The organism is Liquorilactobacillus satsumensis DSM 16230 = JCM 12392, assembly GCF_001435195.1.
Taxonomy (GTDB): Bacteria; Bacillota; Bacilli; order Lactobacillales; family Lactobacillaceae; genus Liquorilactobacillus; species Liquorilactobacillus satsumensis.
In genome coordinates this window covers 56220-73179 of sequence record NZ_AZFQ01000023.1, presented here as the reverse complement: position 1 = coordinate 73179, position 16960 = coordinate 56220, and the positions used below count along the sequence as shown (strand labels likewise).

Annotated in this window: 15 protein-coding genes and 1 tRNA gene; 15 read left to right on the top strand and 1 reads right to left on the bottom strand. The window is 36.8% G+C overall.

The window, feature by feature from the left end; genetic code table 11:
• Positions 1-3 precede the first annotated feature (3 nt).
• From FD50_RS03020 to FD50_RS02980, 10 genes are all read left to right on the top strand, one after another.
• Entirely contained in the window at positions 4-420 is a 417-nt protein-coding gene (locus FD50_RS03020) for an HK97-gp10 family putative phage morphogenesis protein (RefSeq protein ID WP_054756636.1), read from the top strand.
• Positions 421-424: 4 nt separating this feature from the next.
• The gene (locus FD50_RS03015; protein ID WP_054756637.1) at positions 425-799 is read left to right on the top strand and encodes a DUF806 family protein; all 375 of its coding nucleotides are present in this window, start codon (positions 425-427) and stop codon (positions 797-799) included.
• 17 nt (positions 800-816) lie between these two features.
• Entirely contained in the window at positions 817-1458 is a 642-nt protein-coding gene (locus tag FD50_RS03010) for a phage tail protein (protein WP_054756640.1), read from the top strand.
• Positions 1459-1529: 71 nt separating this feature from the next.
• On the top strand, positions 1530-1862 hold the full coding sequence (locus FD50_RS03005; protein ID WP_054756641.1) for a phage tail tube assembly chaperone: 333 nt from the start codon (positions 1530-1532) through the stop codon (positions 1860-1862).
• A gap of 26 nt (positions 1863-1888) precedes the next feature.
• Entirely contained in the window at positions 1889-2068 is a 180-nt protein-coding gene (locus FD50_RS12640) for a hypothetical protein (RefSeq protein ID WP_156653476.1), read from the top strand.
• 58 nt (positions 2069-2126) lie between these two features.
• Positions 2127-6206: a tape measure protein gene (locus FD50_RS03000; protein WP_056960181.1), complete on the top strand. Its 4080-nt coding sequence runs from the start codon at positions 2127-2129 to the stop codon at positions 6204-6206.
• Between the two features lie 106 nt (positions 6207-6312).
• The gene (locus tag FD50_RS02995; protein WP_056960179.1) at positions 6313-6639 is read left to right on the top strand and encodes a hypothetical protein; all 327 of its coding nucleotides are present in this window, start codon (positions 6313-6315) and stop codon (positions 6637-6639) included.
• Between the two features lie 373 nt (positions 6640-7012).
• Positions 7013-7261: a hypothetical protein gene (locus FD50_RS02990; RefSeq protein ID WP_054756648.1), complete on the top strand. Its 249-nt coding sequence runs from the start codon at positions 7013-7015 to the stop codon at positions 7259-7261.
• A gap of 1276 nt (positions 7262-8537) precedes the next feature.
• The gene (locus FD50_RS02985) at positions 8538-9974 is read left to right on the top strand and encodes an AAA family ATPase (protein WP_054756650.1); all 1437 of its coding nucleotides are present in this window, start codon (positions 8538-8540) and stop codon (positions 9972-9974) included.
• A complete protein-coding gene (locus tag FD50_RS02980) occupies positions 9967-10593 on the top strand; it encodes a hypothetical protein (protein ID WP_056960177.1) in 627 nt (208 codons plus the stop codon). The genes FD50_RS02985 and FD50_RS02980 overlap by 8 nt, the downstream gene beginning before the upstream one ends.
• A gap of 329 nt (positions 10594-10922) precedes the next feature.
• Here FD50_RS02980 and FD50_RS02975 read toward each other — a convergent pair.
• Positions 10923-10994, bottom strand: a tRNA-Arg gene (locus FD50_RS02975).
• Between the two features lie 64 nt (positions 10995-11058).
• On the opposite strand from FD50_RS02975, the gene rpoN reads away from it, so the two are divergent.
• From rpoN to tpiA, 5 genes are all read left to right on the top strand, one after another.
• Positions 11059-12381, top strand: a complete 1323-nt coding sequence (gene rpoN / locus FD50_RS02970; protein ID WP_056960174.1) for an RNA polymerase factor sigma-54 — start codon at positions 11059-11061, stop codon at positions 12379-12381.
• 322 nt (positions 12382-12703) lie between these two features.
• Positions 12704-13732 carry a sugar-binding transcriptional regulator gene (locus FD50_RS02965; protein ID WP_056960205.1) on the top strand — a complete coding sequence of 343 codons (1029 nt, stop codon included), beginning with the start codon at positions 12704-12706 and terminating at the stop codon, positions 13730-13732.
• A 58-nt stretch (positions 13733-13790) separates the two neighbouring features.
• The gene (gene gap, locus FD50_RS02960; RefSeq protein WP_054756656.1) at positions 13791-14804 is read left to right on the top strand and encodes a type I glyceraldehyde-3-phosphate dehydrogenase; all 1014 of its coding nucleotides are present in this window, start codon (positions 13791-13793) and stop codon (positions 14802-14804) included.
• A 103-nt stretch (positions 14805-14907) separates the two neighbouring features.
• On the top strand, positions 14908-16098 hold the full coding sequence (locus FD50_RS02955) for a phosphoglycerate kinase (protein ID WP_056960173.1): 1191 nt from the start codon (positions 14908-14910) through the stop codon (positions 16096-16098).
• Between the two features lie 43 nt (positions 16099-16141).
• Positions 16142-16897, top strand: a complete 756-nt coding sequence (gene tpiA / locus FD50_RS02950) for a triose-phosphate isomerase (RefSeq protein WP_056960171.1) — start codon at positions 16142-16144, stop codon at positions 16895-16897.
• Positions 16898-16960: the final 63 nt, after the last annotated feature.

The following is a 16960-nucleotide window of genomic DNA, read 5'->3' as shown; positions in this document are numbered from 1 at the left end:
TTAATGGCTGGATTAGATGACGCTTTAAGTGAATTTATGCGAGAAGTTAAAGCCCAAACGAATCTCAATATTAAAGAAACTCAGCAAATTACTAAAGCTGGTGCCGATGTCTATAAGGAACAATTAGAGAAAGCCACTAGAGAGAAACATTATTCAAATCATAACGATAAGGTCTGGGGACATATGGCAGATAGCATAGTTTCTCAGGATAAAGATATAGATGGTGATAAAAATGGAGTTTCTACAGTTGGTTTTGATAGTTATCACGCTGAAAATGCACGTAGATTGAACGATGGAACTAAGAAATATAAAGCAGACCATTTTATTACTAATGTTCAGGATTCAAAAGAGGTACAGGATAAAATTTTACAAGCAGAACATGATGAATATCAGCGGATTTTAAAGGGAAAAGAGGGGTGATTGAGTGGAAAAAGCAACAGATGAAGCTCAAAGCCTCATAGAATCACTTGATTTAATCGGTATTGATGGTATTTATACAACTAATTTGCCTGAAGAATTGATAGAAGAGACTGGAAAAACAGTAATTTTTATCCAAAATGTGAATATAAATTTAGATGATGAAGGAAACAATGTTTTTCATACTTTAAAAAGGCAAGTAGAAGTACAGATATTTTACAAAATAGATTTAGATGTAGAACCTTCTGATATTCAGTTGGCTCTTTTAAATGCTTTCGTAAAGGCTAATTGGTTAGTTCCGCAGCCTATTACTGAATCTATGGATCCAGATACGAAACAATTGACACAAACATTTTATTTTACACAAAACAAAAAAATATAAGGAAGAGGTTAATAAACATGGCTATTGTTGGTTTAAAAATGGTTACTCTTGGTCTTGTAGATATCAAGACACAACAATTAATTACGGATGCTTCTAAAGGACTATCTTCAACAGGAATAGTGCAAGTAGATTCAACAATGTTAGGATCGAAAACAGCTAATATTACTGGACTGGAAGGTAGCATAACCAAAATTTCAGGTAATAATGTTACTCAGGATGTGGTTGTTGGGCCATCCGCTCCCAGCGTTGCATTAGATTTTAATAATCTTGATTTCGTAATCAAGCAAAAAATCTTAGGGAATATTTCTGATGGCAAAGGTGGTTATCGTTATGGAGGATCCAAACCACACGTTGCTGTCATGGTTGAAAGTCAAACATTGGATCGCGCTAATTCAATTTATTTTGGATTTGCTAATGGAATTATTTCAGCACCTTCTCAGAATGTAGCTACTGATACTGCTACAGCTGAAACACGGGAAGATGACAACATGACATATTCAGCTTTGGCAGCCGGTGTTTGGGACAATGAACCATATAAGATTTACTACACAGGCGACGAGGGCTTTGATGAAGCAGCTATGATGAAAGAAGTATTCGGTGGGTACGTTGCCAATACAGGATCTACAGGTACCACTACGACTACTACAACGGGTAAATAATCTTAGTAACAGAGACGTACCAAGCCAAAAGGTGGCAGGTGAGACGAAGAGTGAAAGGATGAGTAAAGAGTATGGAGCTTTATGTAAAACAATTCAGTAGAAAGTTTTCCTTTAAACCAACTAATGCAAATATGCGATCAACGGTTAAAATGCAGTTATTCTTGGCTAAGTCTGAGGATATGGAGAGCAAGGAGCCTAAAGAGCAATTGCAGGATTTCTTGGTAATGACTGAGGAAGTTGAGGGGTATGTCAAAAAGACTCTTAAGCTTAATGACAAGCAGTATGAAAAATTAGAAGAAATGGAATTTGAAGAAACAGTTGAATTAGCTAATAAAATTGCTTCTAAGATGCTGGGCATTGATCCGGAAGCTGCTGAAAAAGTGGCCAAAAAACCAAAAAAGTAATTAAGCCTTGGGAAACTGTACGTAAGTTGGAAAATAGATTAATGGACATGGATTTTGCGGAAAAGCAATCATTGGAATATCTTCACATTCTACCTTCTGATTATGAGAATGAAGATTATTATAGAATGAATGAAATTATGAATGCTAAAGAAGAAAAAGAACGTCCAATTGATCCAATGCAGTTTATCAAGAAAGCAAAAAAATGAAGGCAGCCTTTAGAGCTGTCTTTTTTATTATCAAAAAATAGAAGGGGTGATAAAACCAATGGCTGATAAAAAAATTAGTGCAACGATGGCTACTAGTATTGCTCTTGATACATTAGGTGCTTCTGAATCTATTAAGAGTCTTACTCAAGCAGTTAACTCGGCTAATAGTGCATGGAAAGCTAATGAAGCCATGCTTAAGTCTACTGGTGATTATCTGGAAGCTTCTAAGGCTAGGTATGAAGGACTAGGAAACACCATTCAAGCTCAGGAATCTAAGATAGATGCCTTGAAACAGAAGCAACAGGGCTTAAATGTAGAGACTAAAGAAGGTGCTCAGGCTCACCTTAAGTATCAAGACCAGATAGACAAGGCAACCACTAAATTAGCTAGTTTGCAGGCACAACAAGAACGGGCTAAGCAGGCTATGGAAACTCAAAAGAGTGGAGTAGTTGATTTAAGTGTAGCTATGAAAAATCAAGAGACTGTACTTAGTTCACTGGTTAATAAGCTGGAAGCAGAAGGTAACCATACAGAAGCACTTAAGGCTAAGCAAACTGGATTACAAGAATCCTTGTCTAAGCAAAACGACTTACTTAAAAAAGAACAAGAGATATTAGCAGAAACTGCTGAAAAGTCTGGTAAAGCATCTACAGCCTATGCTAACCAAGCTAAAAGAGTAAATGACTTAGGCGCTAAGATGGCATCAACCAAGTCTAAAATTGGCTCTGTTAATGAGGAACTTTCTAAGTCTGCTCCACATGGTTTATTTAGTGGCATTATATCTCAATTAAAAGATACCTCTAAGCAAGAAGATAAGCTAAAAGAACGCACAGCGCAAGTACATGATAGGATTAAGTCTATTGTTGGCGGTGCTGCTATTATTAGTGGACTCCAAAATGTAGGTAATGCTTTTAGTGGGATTGCAAAAAACGGCTATGAAGGTGCTAAGGCAGCTAACTTAGTTGCATCAAGACTACAGAATATGGGTGCAAGCTCTAAAGATGTAGACAAGATGAGTGCTAACATGAAAGACCTGAAAGAAAACACTAACATGTCTGGCGATAGTGTTGCAGCTTTAGAAACTAAGTTCTACTCTATGACAGGCTCGGCGGACAAAGCTAACAAACTTGCTAAAGGTGTAGGTTCCATTACAGATAACCTTAAGTTAACTGGTCCACAGGCAGACGCTTTTGCTGGTGGTTTATCTAAGATTTATATGTCTGGTAAAGTTACTACTCAATCATTAGGTAGATTATCTAAGACGGCTCCAGGGCTATCTAACGCCTTACAAAAAGCTAGTGGTAAAAGTGCTAAGAGCTTTAATGCTTTAGTAGCTTCAGGTAAGATGACTAGTTCGCAGTTTAATGATTTGCTTTCTAAAGCTTCTGCTGATTATGGCAAGAACAAAGATAAGTTTAATTCCACGTCAGATGGTGCTATGAAACATATTCAGCAATCATGGAAAGATACACAAACTGCTTTAATGAAGCCACTGGTTAAGGTATCTGCTACTGGACTCAGTGCATTATCTAAGGCTCTTGACAATAAGGCAACACAAACGGCAGTAGCTAATCTAGGTAAAGGAATTGCGCAATTATCAGGTAAGTTAGCAGGACTAGTAAATTATTTAGTAGCTCACCAGAAAGATGTATCTAGTATAGTTTCAAGCGTTGTATCTATTGCTAAAACATTTGGTAGCACTGTTTGGAGTATGTTTGCGGGAGCAGTTAAAGGCATCGGGGTAGCTTTTGGCAGCATGGCATCGGGAGCATCTAGGTCTAAGGACCCACTTAAGCAACTTTCAAGTGCGTTTAAAGCTATTGCGGCACACAAGACAGCGATTAAAACGATTACCACATTACTAGTTACTGGATTATTCGGGGCTAAGGTTTTAGGTGGTGCAGTTAGCTTAGGTAAGAACATTATGGTAGTAGTAGGCGCTCTCAAGAAGTATCAGATTATAACTAAGGCAGCTACGGCGGCACAGAAAGTGTTTGATGTAGTAGCTAATATGAATCCTTTTGGCTTAATTGTACTTGGTATTTCAGCAGTTGTAGCTGGTTTTGTGCTCCTGTATAAGCATAGTGCTAAGTTTAGAAAGTTTGTCAATGACTTAATCAAAGCAGCACAGGATTGCTGGAAAAATGTTGTTAAGTTCTTTAAGAATCTTTGGAAGGACACAGTAGGTATTGTCACAAACCTTTATAAAGATGTAACAAAATGGTTTGGCAATTTGGGTAAAGGTATATCTAATACTTGCTCAAACATGTGGAAGTCTACTAAGAATGGCTTTAAAGATGGCTGGAACACTGTTTCTAACTGGACTAAAGACGGAGCTAAAACTGTAGGTAATAAATGGAATGATATGAAGTCAGATGTAAGTAAAAAGACTTCTGATTTATGGAAGGGTACTAAAGGATTCTTTAAAGATGGTTGGAATACGGTTTCTGGTTGGACTAAGTCAGCAGTAGGTACCATTGGAAACAAATGGAATGACATGAAAAATGCCACTGCAAAAACAGCACAAGACATGTGGAAGAACCATAAAGGTACATTTAGAGATGGTTACAATGTTTTAACTGCATATACTGGTACATGGTCCGATATCATTCATGGTAAATGGAATAAAATAGGTGGAGATTTAAAAAACATAGCTAAGGACCTAACTACGTTCTGGCGCAATATCTTCAAAAGTGCATATGATTGGCTGAATAATATCACTGGCGGACGTTTAGGCGATGTGCTTAATATCTTTAAGAGTATTTTTGGCAAGATTAAAGATGTTGTCTCGGGTGCAATAGATGCTATTCATCGTAGTTTTGTTGATATCGTCAGAGGCGTTATCAAGCCCTTCAATACCTTACTAGATGGTATTAAAAAAGGTATTAATTGGATTCTTGACAAGGTCGGCATGGATAAAATCAAAGCTAATTGGAGCATTCCATTACCAGCTTATGCTCAAGGTACGAAAGACACACACCAAGGTGGATTAGCTTTAGTTAATGATGGACAAGGTGCCAACTACAGAGAGATGTACAGGCTTCCTAATGGTCAGATAGGTATGTTCCCTAAAGATAGAAATATGGTCTTGCCACTTCCTAAAGGTACTTCAGTTCTTGATGGTGAAAAGAGTGCTAGTCTGGCTAAGATGCTAGGTATTCCCGGCTATGCTGGTGGGATTGGTTCATTCTTTGAGGGTATCTGGGATAAAGGTAAAGATTTACTAGAGGATGCCGATAAAATTATTGCACACCCGATTGACTTTCTATCTGGTATCTTTGACAAGATGGTTGGCGGTCTAAGTTCTAAGATTGAGCTAGCTCAAGATTTAATAACTGGGCTGCCTAAAACTATTGCTAGTGGCGCTATTAAATGGGTTAAGAGTCTTTTTTCAGATGAGGGAGACGCTGGCGGCGGAAGTCATGGCAATCCAGGTGGCTCTGGAGTACAGCGCTGGAAAGATGACGTTATCAGAGCTTTAAGGGCTAATAATGCTTCTACAAGTGCGGATATGGTAGCAAGAATATTACGTCAGATTAATACTGAATCTGGTGGCAATCCTAATGCACGTCAGCCCGGTGCCGACCCTGATGGTGATGGTTCGGGACCAGCTCTAGGACTTATGCAGACTAAACGAGCTACATTTATTGCTAATGCTTTTCCTGGTCATAAGGATATCTTTAACGGATACGATGATTTACTGGCTGGAATCCACTATGCCATAAGAACATACGGGCCTTCGATGTCATTCTTAGGTAATGGTCACGGCTATGCTAATGGTGGCTTAATTGACCAAGAACAGATAGCTAGATTAGGCGAAGGTAACCACAAAGAGATGGTTATTCCACTTGAGTTGCAGGACAATTCCAGAGCGTACACGTTGCTTGGTGAAACTATTACTAGGTTAGCCAAAAATGATTCAACTACTAATCAAACTATAACCAATACAACTGCTAACAGTGAAATTGGAAAATTAAAGAATCAATTAGAGAACATGAATAACAAGTTTGATAAGCTGTTAAGTCTTATGTCAATGCAGATAGGTGCAACCAAGAATATTGGAACGTTTGATAAAGCTGGATTTTATCGACAAATGGCAATAGATCAATCTATGTCGGACTATCAAACGTTTAATTAAATAATGTAAAGTCTGTCTTTAAAAGAGACAGGCTTTTTTTATTTTTATTGAAACCCTGATTGAATATGCGGTATTATTTAAATATTATATTGGGGGGGATAGTTTAATGAAAAAAATTAGAATGGTATTTATCGTATTGTTGTCTGTCCTTTTCCTGGTTTCTTGTGGGACTGCGAAAAAAGCAGACTATACAACTGTTCAAGCAGAACAAGCTTTGAATAAGGGAAAGAGTATTGATGGTAAGACAGTAAAGATTAAAGTTGATAAGCTAGTTCCTAATAGTGCTTTCGGATATAATATTGAAACTGGCAAACATTTAAATTTTGTATCCAGTGAAAATCCTAAAGTAAAAAAGGGCCAATCAATAATCGTTAAAGTAAAAAAAGTCGAAAGCAGTCTTGGATCATATATAATTACCTATTCAAAAGAATAGGGGAGGAGAAGAAGGGATAACTGTGTTCCTGAGGCTTTTTGACAAAGAGAAAAGGCTAGGCGTTATCATAACCTAGCCATACAGTAGTGCTAATTGAATCATAGCATTACATGATTTCCTTCGATTTGTCATTTGCTAACTGCTTAAGTATTATTATGGTGTAATTGCTACTTTCAGTTAATTAAATAAAGTGATTATCAACACAAACTTTATTTCTAATATCTACTTGTTAAACAAAAAATTATAGTAATTAATGTATCAATGTTTACTTTAGGTTGTATACTAAAAAATAGATCGTTTGGAATGACCTGTTTTTAGAACTTCATAAGGATAAAGACATGGATAATAGGTTAGTTGGAAGAGGGAAGATATAATGTGGTTAGTAATTGTAGTCGGTTTAGGAATATTAATACTTCCATTAATTATTGACATTGCATCTTGGATAATGATTATCGGTTTTGCAATTATTCTTATTGGTTGGTTTTTTCACGCAGTTTTATGGTTGCTGCCTTTTGTCGTTATGTATTTTGTAGGGCAATGGTTGATAGACAAATACTATTTAAGAACTGGTAAGGGTGAATTCTGGGCAAGCAAGAAGTTAAAAGCTAGATTAAAAAAATGATACTACTGAAGTAGTAATACTGTCGGCTAGGATAGATAATGGATCTAGTCTTTTTTGCAAATGGTTATCTCTCAATATTAGCTGAACTTAATTTTGATTCAAGGCTAAACGAGGGGGTGGCGATTCGCCACCCCCCTCACAGATCTGCGATATTTTGCACATACCTAGGGGGGAACGAATCGTTATCCCCTAGGTATATCCACAAAAGGACAACAAAACCAGGTATCAAATAGCTCCTTGGTGGAAAAAATTTAAAAGGCAAGTCGAAAATTTCGACCACCCTATACATAGCAGTTTGAAAAAGATACAGGGTCGATTATTTCTACTCTGTCCTAGGGGGTGTCCAAAACCACTTCGAAGTTTTCGAATTGGTTCTTGAAAACTTTTATCAAATTGATACCTTATTATTAACCAATCCCGTTTTTCGGGTTTGGTTAATTCTAACAAAGTGGAAAAAATCTATTGAATATATTTCAGTTGAAAAAAATAAAAGTTGATAGCAACGTACACACCATTTTGATTTTTTGCGCAGCCATAATAAGCTTGGCATCAGCGATCAGATTGACTTATTACATGTTTTTTATACTGCAAGAATTGTCAAGATTTCTAGGCAGCTAAGTGCACACAGAATTAAAAAGCGGAAGCACATTATTAAAATAATAATTGCTCATAGAGTGAAACACAACAGAACACTACAATATTTTTAGAAAGTCACCTGAAAAGTGCTGCATACAAAATTTAAGAGCGTTGCAGTAAACGTTGTCTATATAACAGTCTTTCTAAAACCCTTACACCCTTTCTGAGACTAATAATAAAGTGTACACATTGCACACAAAAAAATACTTTTTCGCTTGATAGCAGGTTTTGCAAGCATACTACACATTTTTTTACTACAAGAGTTGTTAAGATTTATAAGATCTTTTTGCACACAAAGAATGCATACAAAGAAGTTACTTTTTATTTAACAACGGGGATAATTGAGATAGTTCATTTCTTGTTGTGGTAAGAATAAGTAAGATTTCCTAAGACTCAAATTTTATGTGGAGGTTTTGGGTAGGAAAGTAACCACAAGCATAAAAAAATAATGGTAAATATTCAATGCCAAGAATTAACAGATAGACATTTACTTCCATAACGGATAGACTAGAAATTGAATGTACGTTATACCTGATATATATGAAAACTTAATTTAATATGTGCGTGAATCTATATTTTGCACAGCAAAGTATCTTTTTTTGAATATATATGAAGTTTATTTAAAGAGGGAGAATTTATAATGAAAATAATGAATTTGGGACCAATAAAAGAATTTGAATTTAAACTAAATAAGCTCACCATACTAATTGGAAAGAACGGAACAGGCAAAACATTAACGACCTATACAGCGTATGCTTTGAGTGTATGGATAAGAGAAAAATTTAGTGTAGATATAGTTAATGAAGATACCATAAAGTGTATAATAAAAAATGGATTTTATAAATTAAACGTCACTGAAGTTTATAATTACATAGTTGATAAAGCTACTAAAGAGTTTAACGGAGTGGATAATTCTTTTTTTAAATTCTTTTTTAATGATGAAAGTATTATTACTGATAGGACGGCTATTTCTGCAAGTAAGGATGATATAAAGAGCTGTCTGAAGTCACTTGAATCTTTAGATAATTTTGATTTTGCGGGTCTCATTTGGAAATATGTTGGAGAAAGAGATAATGAAAAAAGCAATAAAGAAGCAAATAAAAACTATTTGAATGTCGAGTATGATAAAAAAACGGTAAATCTGATATACTCACGTGGCTCTCTTGATAGAGAGATAGATCAAGCAAGCAGTATGCAAGATAGAGAAAAACAATTTAATAGAATAAAAACAGCTGCCATGATTAGAATGTTGAATGATAATATATTGAATGCTTATGTGCCAAAAAACAGGGTATACTTACCAGCCGAACGAATTGGCATTAATGTATTCAGAAATGAACTGACTTCAGCTAGGGCTGAAAAGTTCAGTGATCTTACAAGTACTGTTGAAACTAAAGTTAATCCTAATGAAGAACTTGCGTTAAATTATCCTAGACCTATAGATGATTATTTTCGTTTTTTGAATAGAACAATTCCTTTGAATAGCAATCTTTATAGATATATAGATGGGTTTGGAATTCAAGATAACAAAAATAAATATTTTGAAGGGTTAAAGAAAATTCGAAGTTCGAGGAATGCTATTATCCCTGGAGAATATGAATACAATCCTGATAATAATTCTATTACCTTTAAAACCAAAGCATCGGGGAGGGCTATTTCATTTAATTTACTGTCATCATCATTAAAATCTTTATTTGGAATTGATTGGTTTCTGCGAAATATGAGACATGGTGATTTGCTATTTATTGATGAGCCCGAAATGAACTTACATCCTGAAAAACAAGTGAAAATTGCAGAATTAATGTTGGCTTTAATTGATATTGGAGTAAGGGTAATTGTTTCTACCCATAGTGATTATTTTATAAAGGCAGTTATTAATTTGTTATTAGAAAGAAAACTATATGAGAAAGAGAGTTATTCTAAAAATACAGACGTTTATCTTTTAAAAAATGGACATGGTGAAAAAATAGGTGATTTAACAGAAGAGGAAAATGTTAATTTAGCTAATTTTGATGATTCTAGTATAACTTTGAATAATGAATATTTTGACTTAATGGAGAAACTTGAAAATGACTAATTCGGAAATTTGCGATAAATTTAAAAATAAAATAGCTCCGAGTGTTTACAGGCCATTGGAGTGTGCAAGAAAAGACGGTTGTAAAGTAACATTCAAAGAGAAAGAGTATACTATAAAATTAAAAATTCCTAGTTTAAGTTATAATGGCATATATTTTAGACCTGAAGATTTAAAAGAGGAGACAAATTATCTTATTGGAGAAAAAAGAGGTCCAGGACTTGATAATGATTTTAGTATAATCTCTGGAGATGAATCGTTTGTTTTTGAAGTGAAAAATACAAAGAAGAAAAATGCATCCATGTATACGGATAAAGTTTGTGTGCAATTGGTTGGTGGGGAACACTGGATCAAACATCTATCATTTCTAATGGGATCATATAAAGATCAAAATTTTAAAAAGATTTGTAAAAATTACTGTATTTATATTAACTTAACGCAGAGGGTAATAGCATCAAGAATTAGAGGATTTGATAGTAACTATTGTATGTATGTGAAAAAACATAACGATATTAATTATGTTCTTGTGGATAAGGTTTCAAGTTGTGGAATAGATTTAACCAAAGTATTTCATTTTATAATCAAGAAAAAAGCTGCACTGCAAAGGAATCTATGGAAATGACGTGTAGTTAACGTTTTGTGTATATTGATCTTTAACATTCAGTACGACAGGATTCAAGTTTTAGTTTATTACCTCATCTATAAGTTAGATATTTTAAACTAAAAAAGGCTGCTACTCGATTGAGTAACAGCCACTATTACACGTTGCTAGTTTTTTACTGTATAAAATGTTAAAATGATAGCGATATCATTTGAGATTCTTGATACAAAGTGAAGTAATTATGAAGTAATTTATTTGAAAATAGATGAAATTCATTGAAAAACTCAAAATAAAAAAGCCTTTGATATCAAGGCTTTTGAAACTATATGATAACTGGTGTAATGTACTTATGCGCCACGTGGGAGTCGAACCCACATTACAAGAACCGGAATCTTGCGTGCGATCCATTACACTAGCGGCGCAATACTCTATCCATTTTAACTGAATTGATCCAAATATACAAGTATAAAAAGTAGGTGAATTAAATTGGCACTTGAACAAAGCTTTGGACAGGAGCAAAAACAAGTTCAAAAACTAGCAATGACGCAGAAAATGCAGCAATCCTTGCAGGTTTTACGTTTTAGCATTGAAGATCTTCATGAGTTTTTGGCCCAAAAACAGCTGGATAATCCCTTTATTGTAGTAAAGGGTGGCATGAACTACCAGGCGGGTGCGTCTGCAACTGATCTTCCAAAGGAAACTTTTTTAAAAGCACCAGAACATAAAACACAATCGCTCTTCGAATATCTCTTGGCGCAAGTCCATTTGACGATGAGAAAGACTGTCCTTCGTGGCTGGGTGGTCTTTTTGATTGACCATTTAGATACAAATGGTTATCTAACAGTTGATCTGGAAGAAATTATTCAGCAGACGCATGTTGATCGGACGACGCTGCTGGATGCTTTGACATTGCTGCAACGTCTTGATCCACCAGGTGTCGGAGCACGAGACTTGCAGGAGTGTTTGTTATTGCAAATTGAAAATGATGACAAAGCGCCTGCAATGGCAGCGGCAGTAATTACGCAGATGTTTCATGAGTTTGCAGATCATAAATGGAATGAACTGACACACAAGTTTAAGCTTAGTTTGGGGGAAGTGCAGCAGATCGCTGATTATATCAAAACATTATCTCCAGCACCAGGCGCTGCATTTGGGGGCGACGATATTGGCTATGTCTACCCCGATTTAGTAGTCAAACGAAGTGCTGATCAGCAGACCTTAGAGTTAACGGTTACTAAGAAGACCCAACCGGTGATTATGTTTAAAGAAAAATATTATGCGCAGTTAGAAAAAATGCCTGATAAAAGTTTACAACACTTTTTGCGCCTCAAAAAAAATGAATATGCTGAAATGCTAAAGGACCTTGAACAAAGAGGCAGAACTATCGAACGGGTCGGTCAGGTTATTTTAGAATATCAGCAGGAATTTTTTATGGGAAAGACCCAAACTTTGAGGCCGCTATTGTTACGCGACGTTGCCCATCGACTTCAATTGCATGAATCAACGATCAGTCGTGCGGTTAATGGCAAATATCTTAAATGTGAACAAGGCGTGTTTGAGCTAAGATCTTTTTTCAAAAAGCCAGTTACGATGGGAAATGAGGCAAGTGATCTTTCAGCAGATGCGGTGCAGTCTCAGCTCAAAGCTTTAATAGATGCAGAAGATAAAACTAATCCTCTTTCAGATAATCATTTAAAAAACTTGTTACAGAAAAATGGTGTGGTGATTTCACGCAGAACAGTAGCAAAATACAGGGAATTGTTGGCAATTCCGTCATCAACTAAAAGAAAACGGTACGCTACCGGATAGTTTTTTTGCGACTTTTTGGGTGCCCAAATATTTCAGGGGAAGAAAAGTTCGTTCTTCTTTAGGATTTGTCCTTTTTTATAAAATATTATTCGGGAACCTCTACTTTTTAAATGAATTATTTGGAGTTAGTGCGTGTTTAAACTTAATTGGCAGTAAAAGTCCGTGACTTGCATAACCGGCCATTTGTTGCTATAATTCAAAGCGTGGTAAGGGTATGAGAACAATTTAAAAAATATTGTTGTTGTGCTTTGTTTTTTTTGATTTGCTGGGTCGTTTTACGACACGGCCGGACGTTTTTTGTCCCGCTAGGAAGGGAAATATGATGCACCAGGAATTTGAGTGGATAGAAGAGATTGCACCGGATTTGGTTGAAGTTATGGCCCAGCGGTTTACAATCTTGCGTTATATTTTTTGGACTGGTCCAGTTGGAAGAAGAACACTGTCGCAAGAGCTTGGCTTTACTGAGCGCTTTCTCAGAACAGAGACAGACTTTCTCAAGGACCAAGGATTGATTGCAACTACGCGTTCAGGAATGATTATTACCATTAAAGGACGTGAAGTGATTCAGGGATTGCGTGGAGTCATGGATCAGTTAGCTGGAATTCGGCAACAAGAAAAGGAACTGGCTTCTTTATTAGGAATTGAGCGCTGTTTTATTGTTTCGGGCAACGCTGATGAGCAGTCCAAAGTTGTTGTGGCGATGGGAAAGCTGGTCAATGAATCACTTGAAGCCCTGTTGCCAGACGGCAAGAACGTAATTGCTGTGATGGGTGGAACAACTATGGCATTAATTGCTGATTGTTTAACCCCTCATTTGGCTGAAAAACGTGAATTGCTGTTTGTACCGGCTCGTGGAGGGCTAGGCGAGGCAGTTGAGATCCAAGCCAATAGTGTGAGCGCAAAGATGGCTTTGCGCACAGGAAGCAAGCATCGTGCATTGTATGTTCCCGAGCAACTAAGTGAAGAAGCATACGCTCCCTTACTAAAAGAACCATCTATTCAAAAAGTAGTTAAACTGATTCGCGGTAGTGATGCTGTTATTCATAGTGTAGGTTCCGCGATTAGCATGGCAAAGCGGCGGGGAATGTCACCTGAAGTGTTGGCGATGTTACGCAAAGCGCATGCAGTTGGTGAGGCATTTGGCTACTTCTTTGATGAATCAGGTAAAATAGTGTATAAGATCCCACGAATTGGGCTTCAACTTGAGGATCTCACTAAAATGGAATGTGTGATTGCAGTTGCGGGTGGCTCTTCAAAGGCCAAAGCAATTGCGGCATACATGAAACATGCTCCGCGTCAGACATGTTTAGTGACTGACACTGGAGCCGCAAAGATGATTTTAAAAAAGTAGTGTTAACCAGCACACTTTTTAAAATAAATTTTTATTTCCTAAAGGAGGAAATTTTAGTATGACTACTAAAGTAGGTATTAATGGTTTTGGCCGTATCGGTCGTTTAGCATTCCGTCGTATTGCTGAAACTTCAGAAGGTTTGGAAGTTGTTGCTATCAACGACTTAACTTCTCCAGCTATGTTGGCACATCTTTTGAAGTATGATACAGCTCATGGTCGCTTCGATGCTGAAGTCTCTGCTACAGACAACGCACTTGTTGTTAATGGCAAAGAAATTCCTGTATATGCTGAAGCAGATGCACATAACATTCCTTGGGTTAAGAACGATGGTGTTGAATTAGTTCTTGAATCAACTGGTTTCTATACTTCAGAAGAAAAGGCTTCAGCACATATCGAAGCCGGCGCTAAAAAAGTTTTGATTTCTGCACCAGCTGGCAACCTGAAGACAATTGTTTATGGTGTTAACGATGAAGAAATCACTGCTGATGACAAGATCGTTTCTGCTGCTTCATGCACAACAAACTGCTTGGCTCCTTTAGCAAAAGCTGTTAACGATGCATTTGGTATCAAAGCTGGAACAATGACAACAATCCATGCTTACACAGCTACACAGAAGTTGCAAGATGGCCCAGATCGTAAGGGTAACGTTCGTAACGCACGTGCTGCTGCTGAAAACACAATTCCTCATTCAACAGGTGCTGCTAAAGCTATCGGCTTAGTTGTTCCAGAATTGAAGGGTAAATTGGATGGCCATGCACAACGTGTACCAGTTATCACAGGTTCATTAACAGAATTAGTTACAACTCTTAACAAAGAAGTTACTGCTGACGAAGTTAACGAAGCTGTTAAGAAAGTTACAGAAGGTAACGCATCATTCGGTTACAACAATGATGGCATTGTTTCTTCAGACGTTATCGGAACAACATTTGGTTCAGTATTTGACCCTACACAAACACAAGTTGTTGGTAAGGGTGAAGGACAAGTTGTTAAGACTGTTGCTTGGTATGACAACGAATCTGGCTTTACTGCACAAATGATCCGTACACTGGAAAAATTTGCTAGCTTACTTTAAGATTTAGCTGACGCTAAGTTGATAAGCAATTGTAAGTCATCGAGGCGGGGGGAGGCAATACTCTCTTCGCCTTTTATTTTTAAAAAATGGAGGATTACCATTCATGACTAAATTAACTGTTTCAGATTTAGATGTAAAAGGTAAAAAAGTTCTAATTCGTGTAGACTTTAATGTTCCTATTAAAAACGGTGTGATCGGAAACGATAACCGGATTGTGGCTGCATTGCCTACAATTAAATATGTAACGGAAAACGGTGGCAAGGCAATCTTATTCTCACATCTTGGCCGTGTTAAAAAAGAAGAAGACAAGCAGGAACTTTCCTTGCGTCCAGTTGCAGAACGTTTAGCTGATTTAATCAAAAAACCAGTTACTTTTGTACCTGCTACCCATGGCACACAGCTTGAAGAAGCAATTGACAAGCTGAGCGACGGCGATATTTTACTTGTTGAAAATACACGTTTTGAAGATTTAGATGGTAAGAAGGAATCTGGTAACGATCCTGAATTAGGCAAGTACTGGGCTTCTCTTGGTGATGTGTTTGTAAACGATGCTTTCGGAACTGCACACCGTTCACATGCTTCAAACGTTGGAATTGCAAGCAATATTGGACAAGCTGCAGCTGGCTTCTTACTTGAAAAAGAAATCAAATTCTTGGGAAATGCAGTTGACAATCCTGTTCATCCATTTGTTGCGATTCTTGGTGGTGCAAAAGTTTCTGACAAGATTGGTGTCATTGATCATTTACTTGGCAAAGCTGACAAAATTATCATCGGTGGTGGGATGACTTATACATTCTACGCTGCAAAGGGCATTAAGATTGGTAATTCTTTAGTTGAAAAAGATAAGATCGAATTGGCTAAAGAAATTATTGAAAAAGCTGGCGACAAGTTAGTTCTGCCTGTTGATTCAGTTGTTGCAGAAAAATTTGCTAACGATGTTCCTAACAAGGTTGTTGACGAAGATATTCCTGATGGTTACATGGCGCTTGATATCGGGCCTAAATCTGTAGCATTATTCGAAAATGTTTTGAAAGATGCTAAGACTGTTGTTTGGAATGGGCCAATGGGTGTCTTTGAAATGAGCAATTACGCTAAGGGCACACTGGAAGTTGGTAAGTTCCTTGGAACCTTGAAAGACGCAACAACTATCGTTGGTGGTGGCGATTCTACAGCTGCTGTTCAACAATTAGGGGTTGCTGATCAATTGACCCACATTTCAACCGGTGGTGGTGCTTCACTTGAATATCTTGAAGGAAAAACACTTCCCGGCATTGCTGCAGTTTCAGAAAAGTAGTTCAGACTATTTAAAATAGATTACCATTGAGAGGATGATATGAGTGCGTACTCCAATTATTGCAGGTAACTGGAAAATGAACATGAACCCAGAACAAACTGCTGAATTCGTTAAAGCTGTTAAAAATGATCTTCCTGAAACAACCAAAGTTGAAGCAGTTATTGCTGCTCCAGCAGTTGATCTCCCAGCATTGTTAGAAAATGCAAAAGGCTCAAACTTAAAAGTGGCTGCTGAAAACTGTTACTTTGAAGATGCAGGTGCATTTACTGGCGAAACTTCACCTAAAGTTTTAAAAGAAATGGGTGTTGATTACGTTGTAATCGGTCATTCGGAACGTAGAGATTATTTCCATGAAACCGATGAAGAGATTAATAAAAAAGCACATGCAATCTTTAGAAACGGTTTACTTCCAATTATCTGCTGTGGTGAATCACTTGAAACTCGTGAAGCTAATAAGGCAGAAGAATGGGTTGAAAGACAGGTAACTGCTGCACTTAAAGATTTAAGTGCTGCTCAAGTTTCAAGTCTTGTAATTGCTTATGAACCAATCTGGGCAATTGGAACTGGTAAAACAGCTTCTGCAGATCAAGCAGAAGAAATTTGTGGCGTTGTACGTAAGACGGTTGCAAAGCTTTATGATGAAACAGTTGCAGAAAAAGTGCGTATCCAATATGGTGGTTCTGTTAAACCAGCAAATGTTAAAGAGTTAATGGCTAAGGAAAATATTGATGGTGGTCTGGTTGGTGGAGCTTCATTAGTTCCAGAATCATACCTTCAATTAGTTAACTTCAACAAATAATCAGATTTGTTAAAGAGATAATTGAAAGTTATCGGTAAAACCTTTAAAATAAGTTTGAGGTCA

What these genes read in the sequence shown, in the direction of transcription:
- FD50_RS03020 (WP_054756636.1), top strand. Translation starts at nt 4, where the DNA reads ATGGCTGGATTAGATGACGCTTTAAGTGAATTTATGCGAGAAGTTAAA.
- FD50_RS03010 (WP_054756640.1), top strand. Translation starts at nt 817, where the DNA reads ATGGCTATTGTTGGTTTAAAAATGGTTACTCTTGGTCTTGTAGATATC.
- FD50_RS03005 (WP_054756641.1), top strand. Translation starts at nt 1,530, where the DNA reads ATGGAGCTTTATGTAAAACAATTCAGTAGAAAGTTTTCCTTTAAACCA.
- FD50_RS03000 (WP_056960181.1), top strand. Translation starts at nt 2,127, where the DNA reads ATGGCTGATAAAAAAATTAGTGCAACGATGGCTACTAGTATTGCTCTT.
- FD50_RS02995 (WP_056960179.1), top strand. Translation starts at nt 6,313, where the DNA reads ATGAAAAAAATTAGAATGGTATTTATCGTATTGTTGTCTGTCCTTTTC.
- FD50_RS02990 (WP_054756648.1), top strand. Translation starts at nt 7,013, where the DNA reads ATGTGGTTAGTAATTGTAGTCGGTTTAGGAATATTAATACTTCCATTA.
- FD50_RS02985 (WP_054756650.1), top strand. Translation starts at nt 8,538, where the DNA reads ATGAAAATAATGAATTTGGGACCAATAAAAGAATTTGAATTTAAACTA.
- FD50_RS02980 (WP_056960177.1), top strand. Translation starts at nt 9,967, where the DNA reads ATGACTAATTCGGAAATTTGCGATAAATTTAAAAATAAAATAGCTCCG.
- FD50_RS02965 (WP_056960205.1), top strand. Translation starts at nt 12,704, where the DNA reads ATGCACCAGGAATTTGAGTGGATAGAAGAGATTGCACCGGATTTGGTT.
- gap (WP_054756656.1), top strand. Translation starts at nt 13,791, where the DNA reads ATGACTACTAAAGTAGGTATTAATGGTTTTGGCCGTATCGGTCGTTTA.
- FD50_RS02955 (WP_056960173.1), top strand. Translation starts at nt 14,908, where the DNA reads ATGACTAAATTAACTGTTTCAGATTTAGATGTAAAAGGTAAAAAAGTT.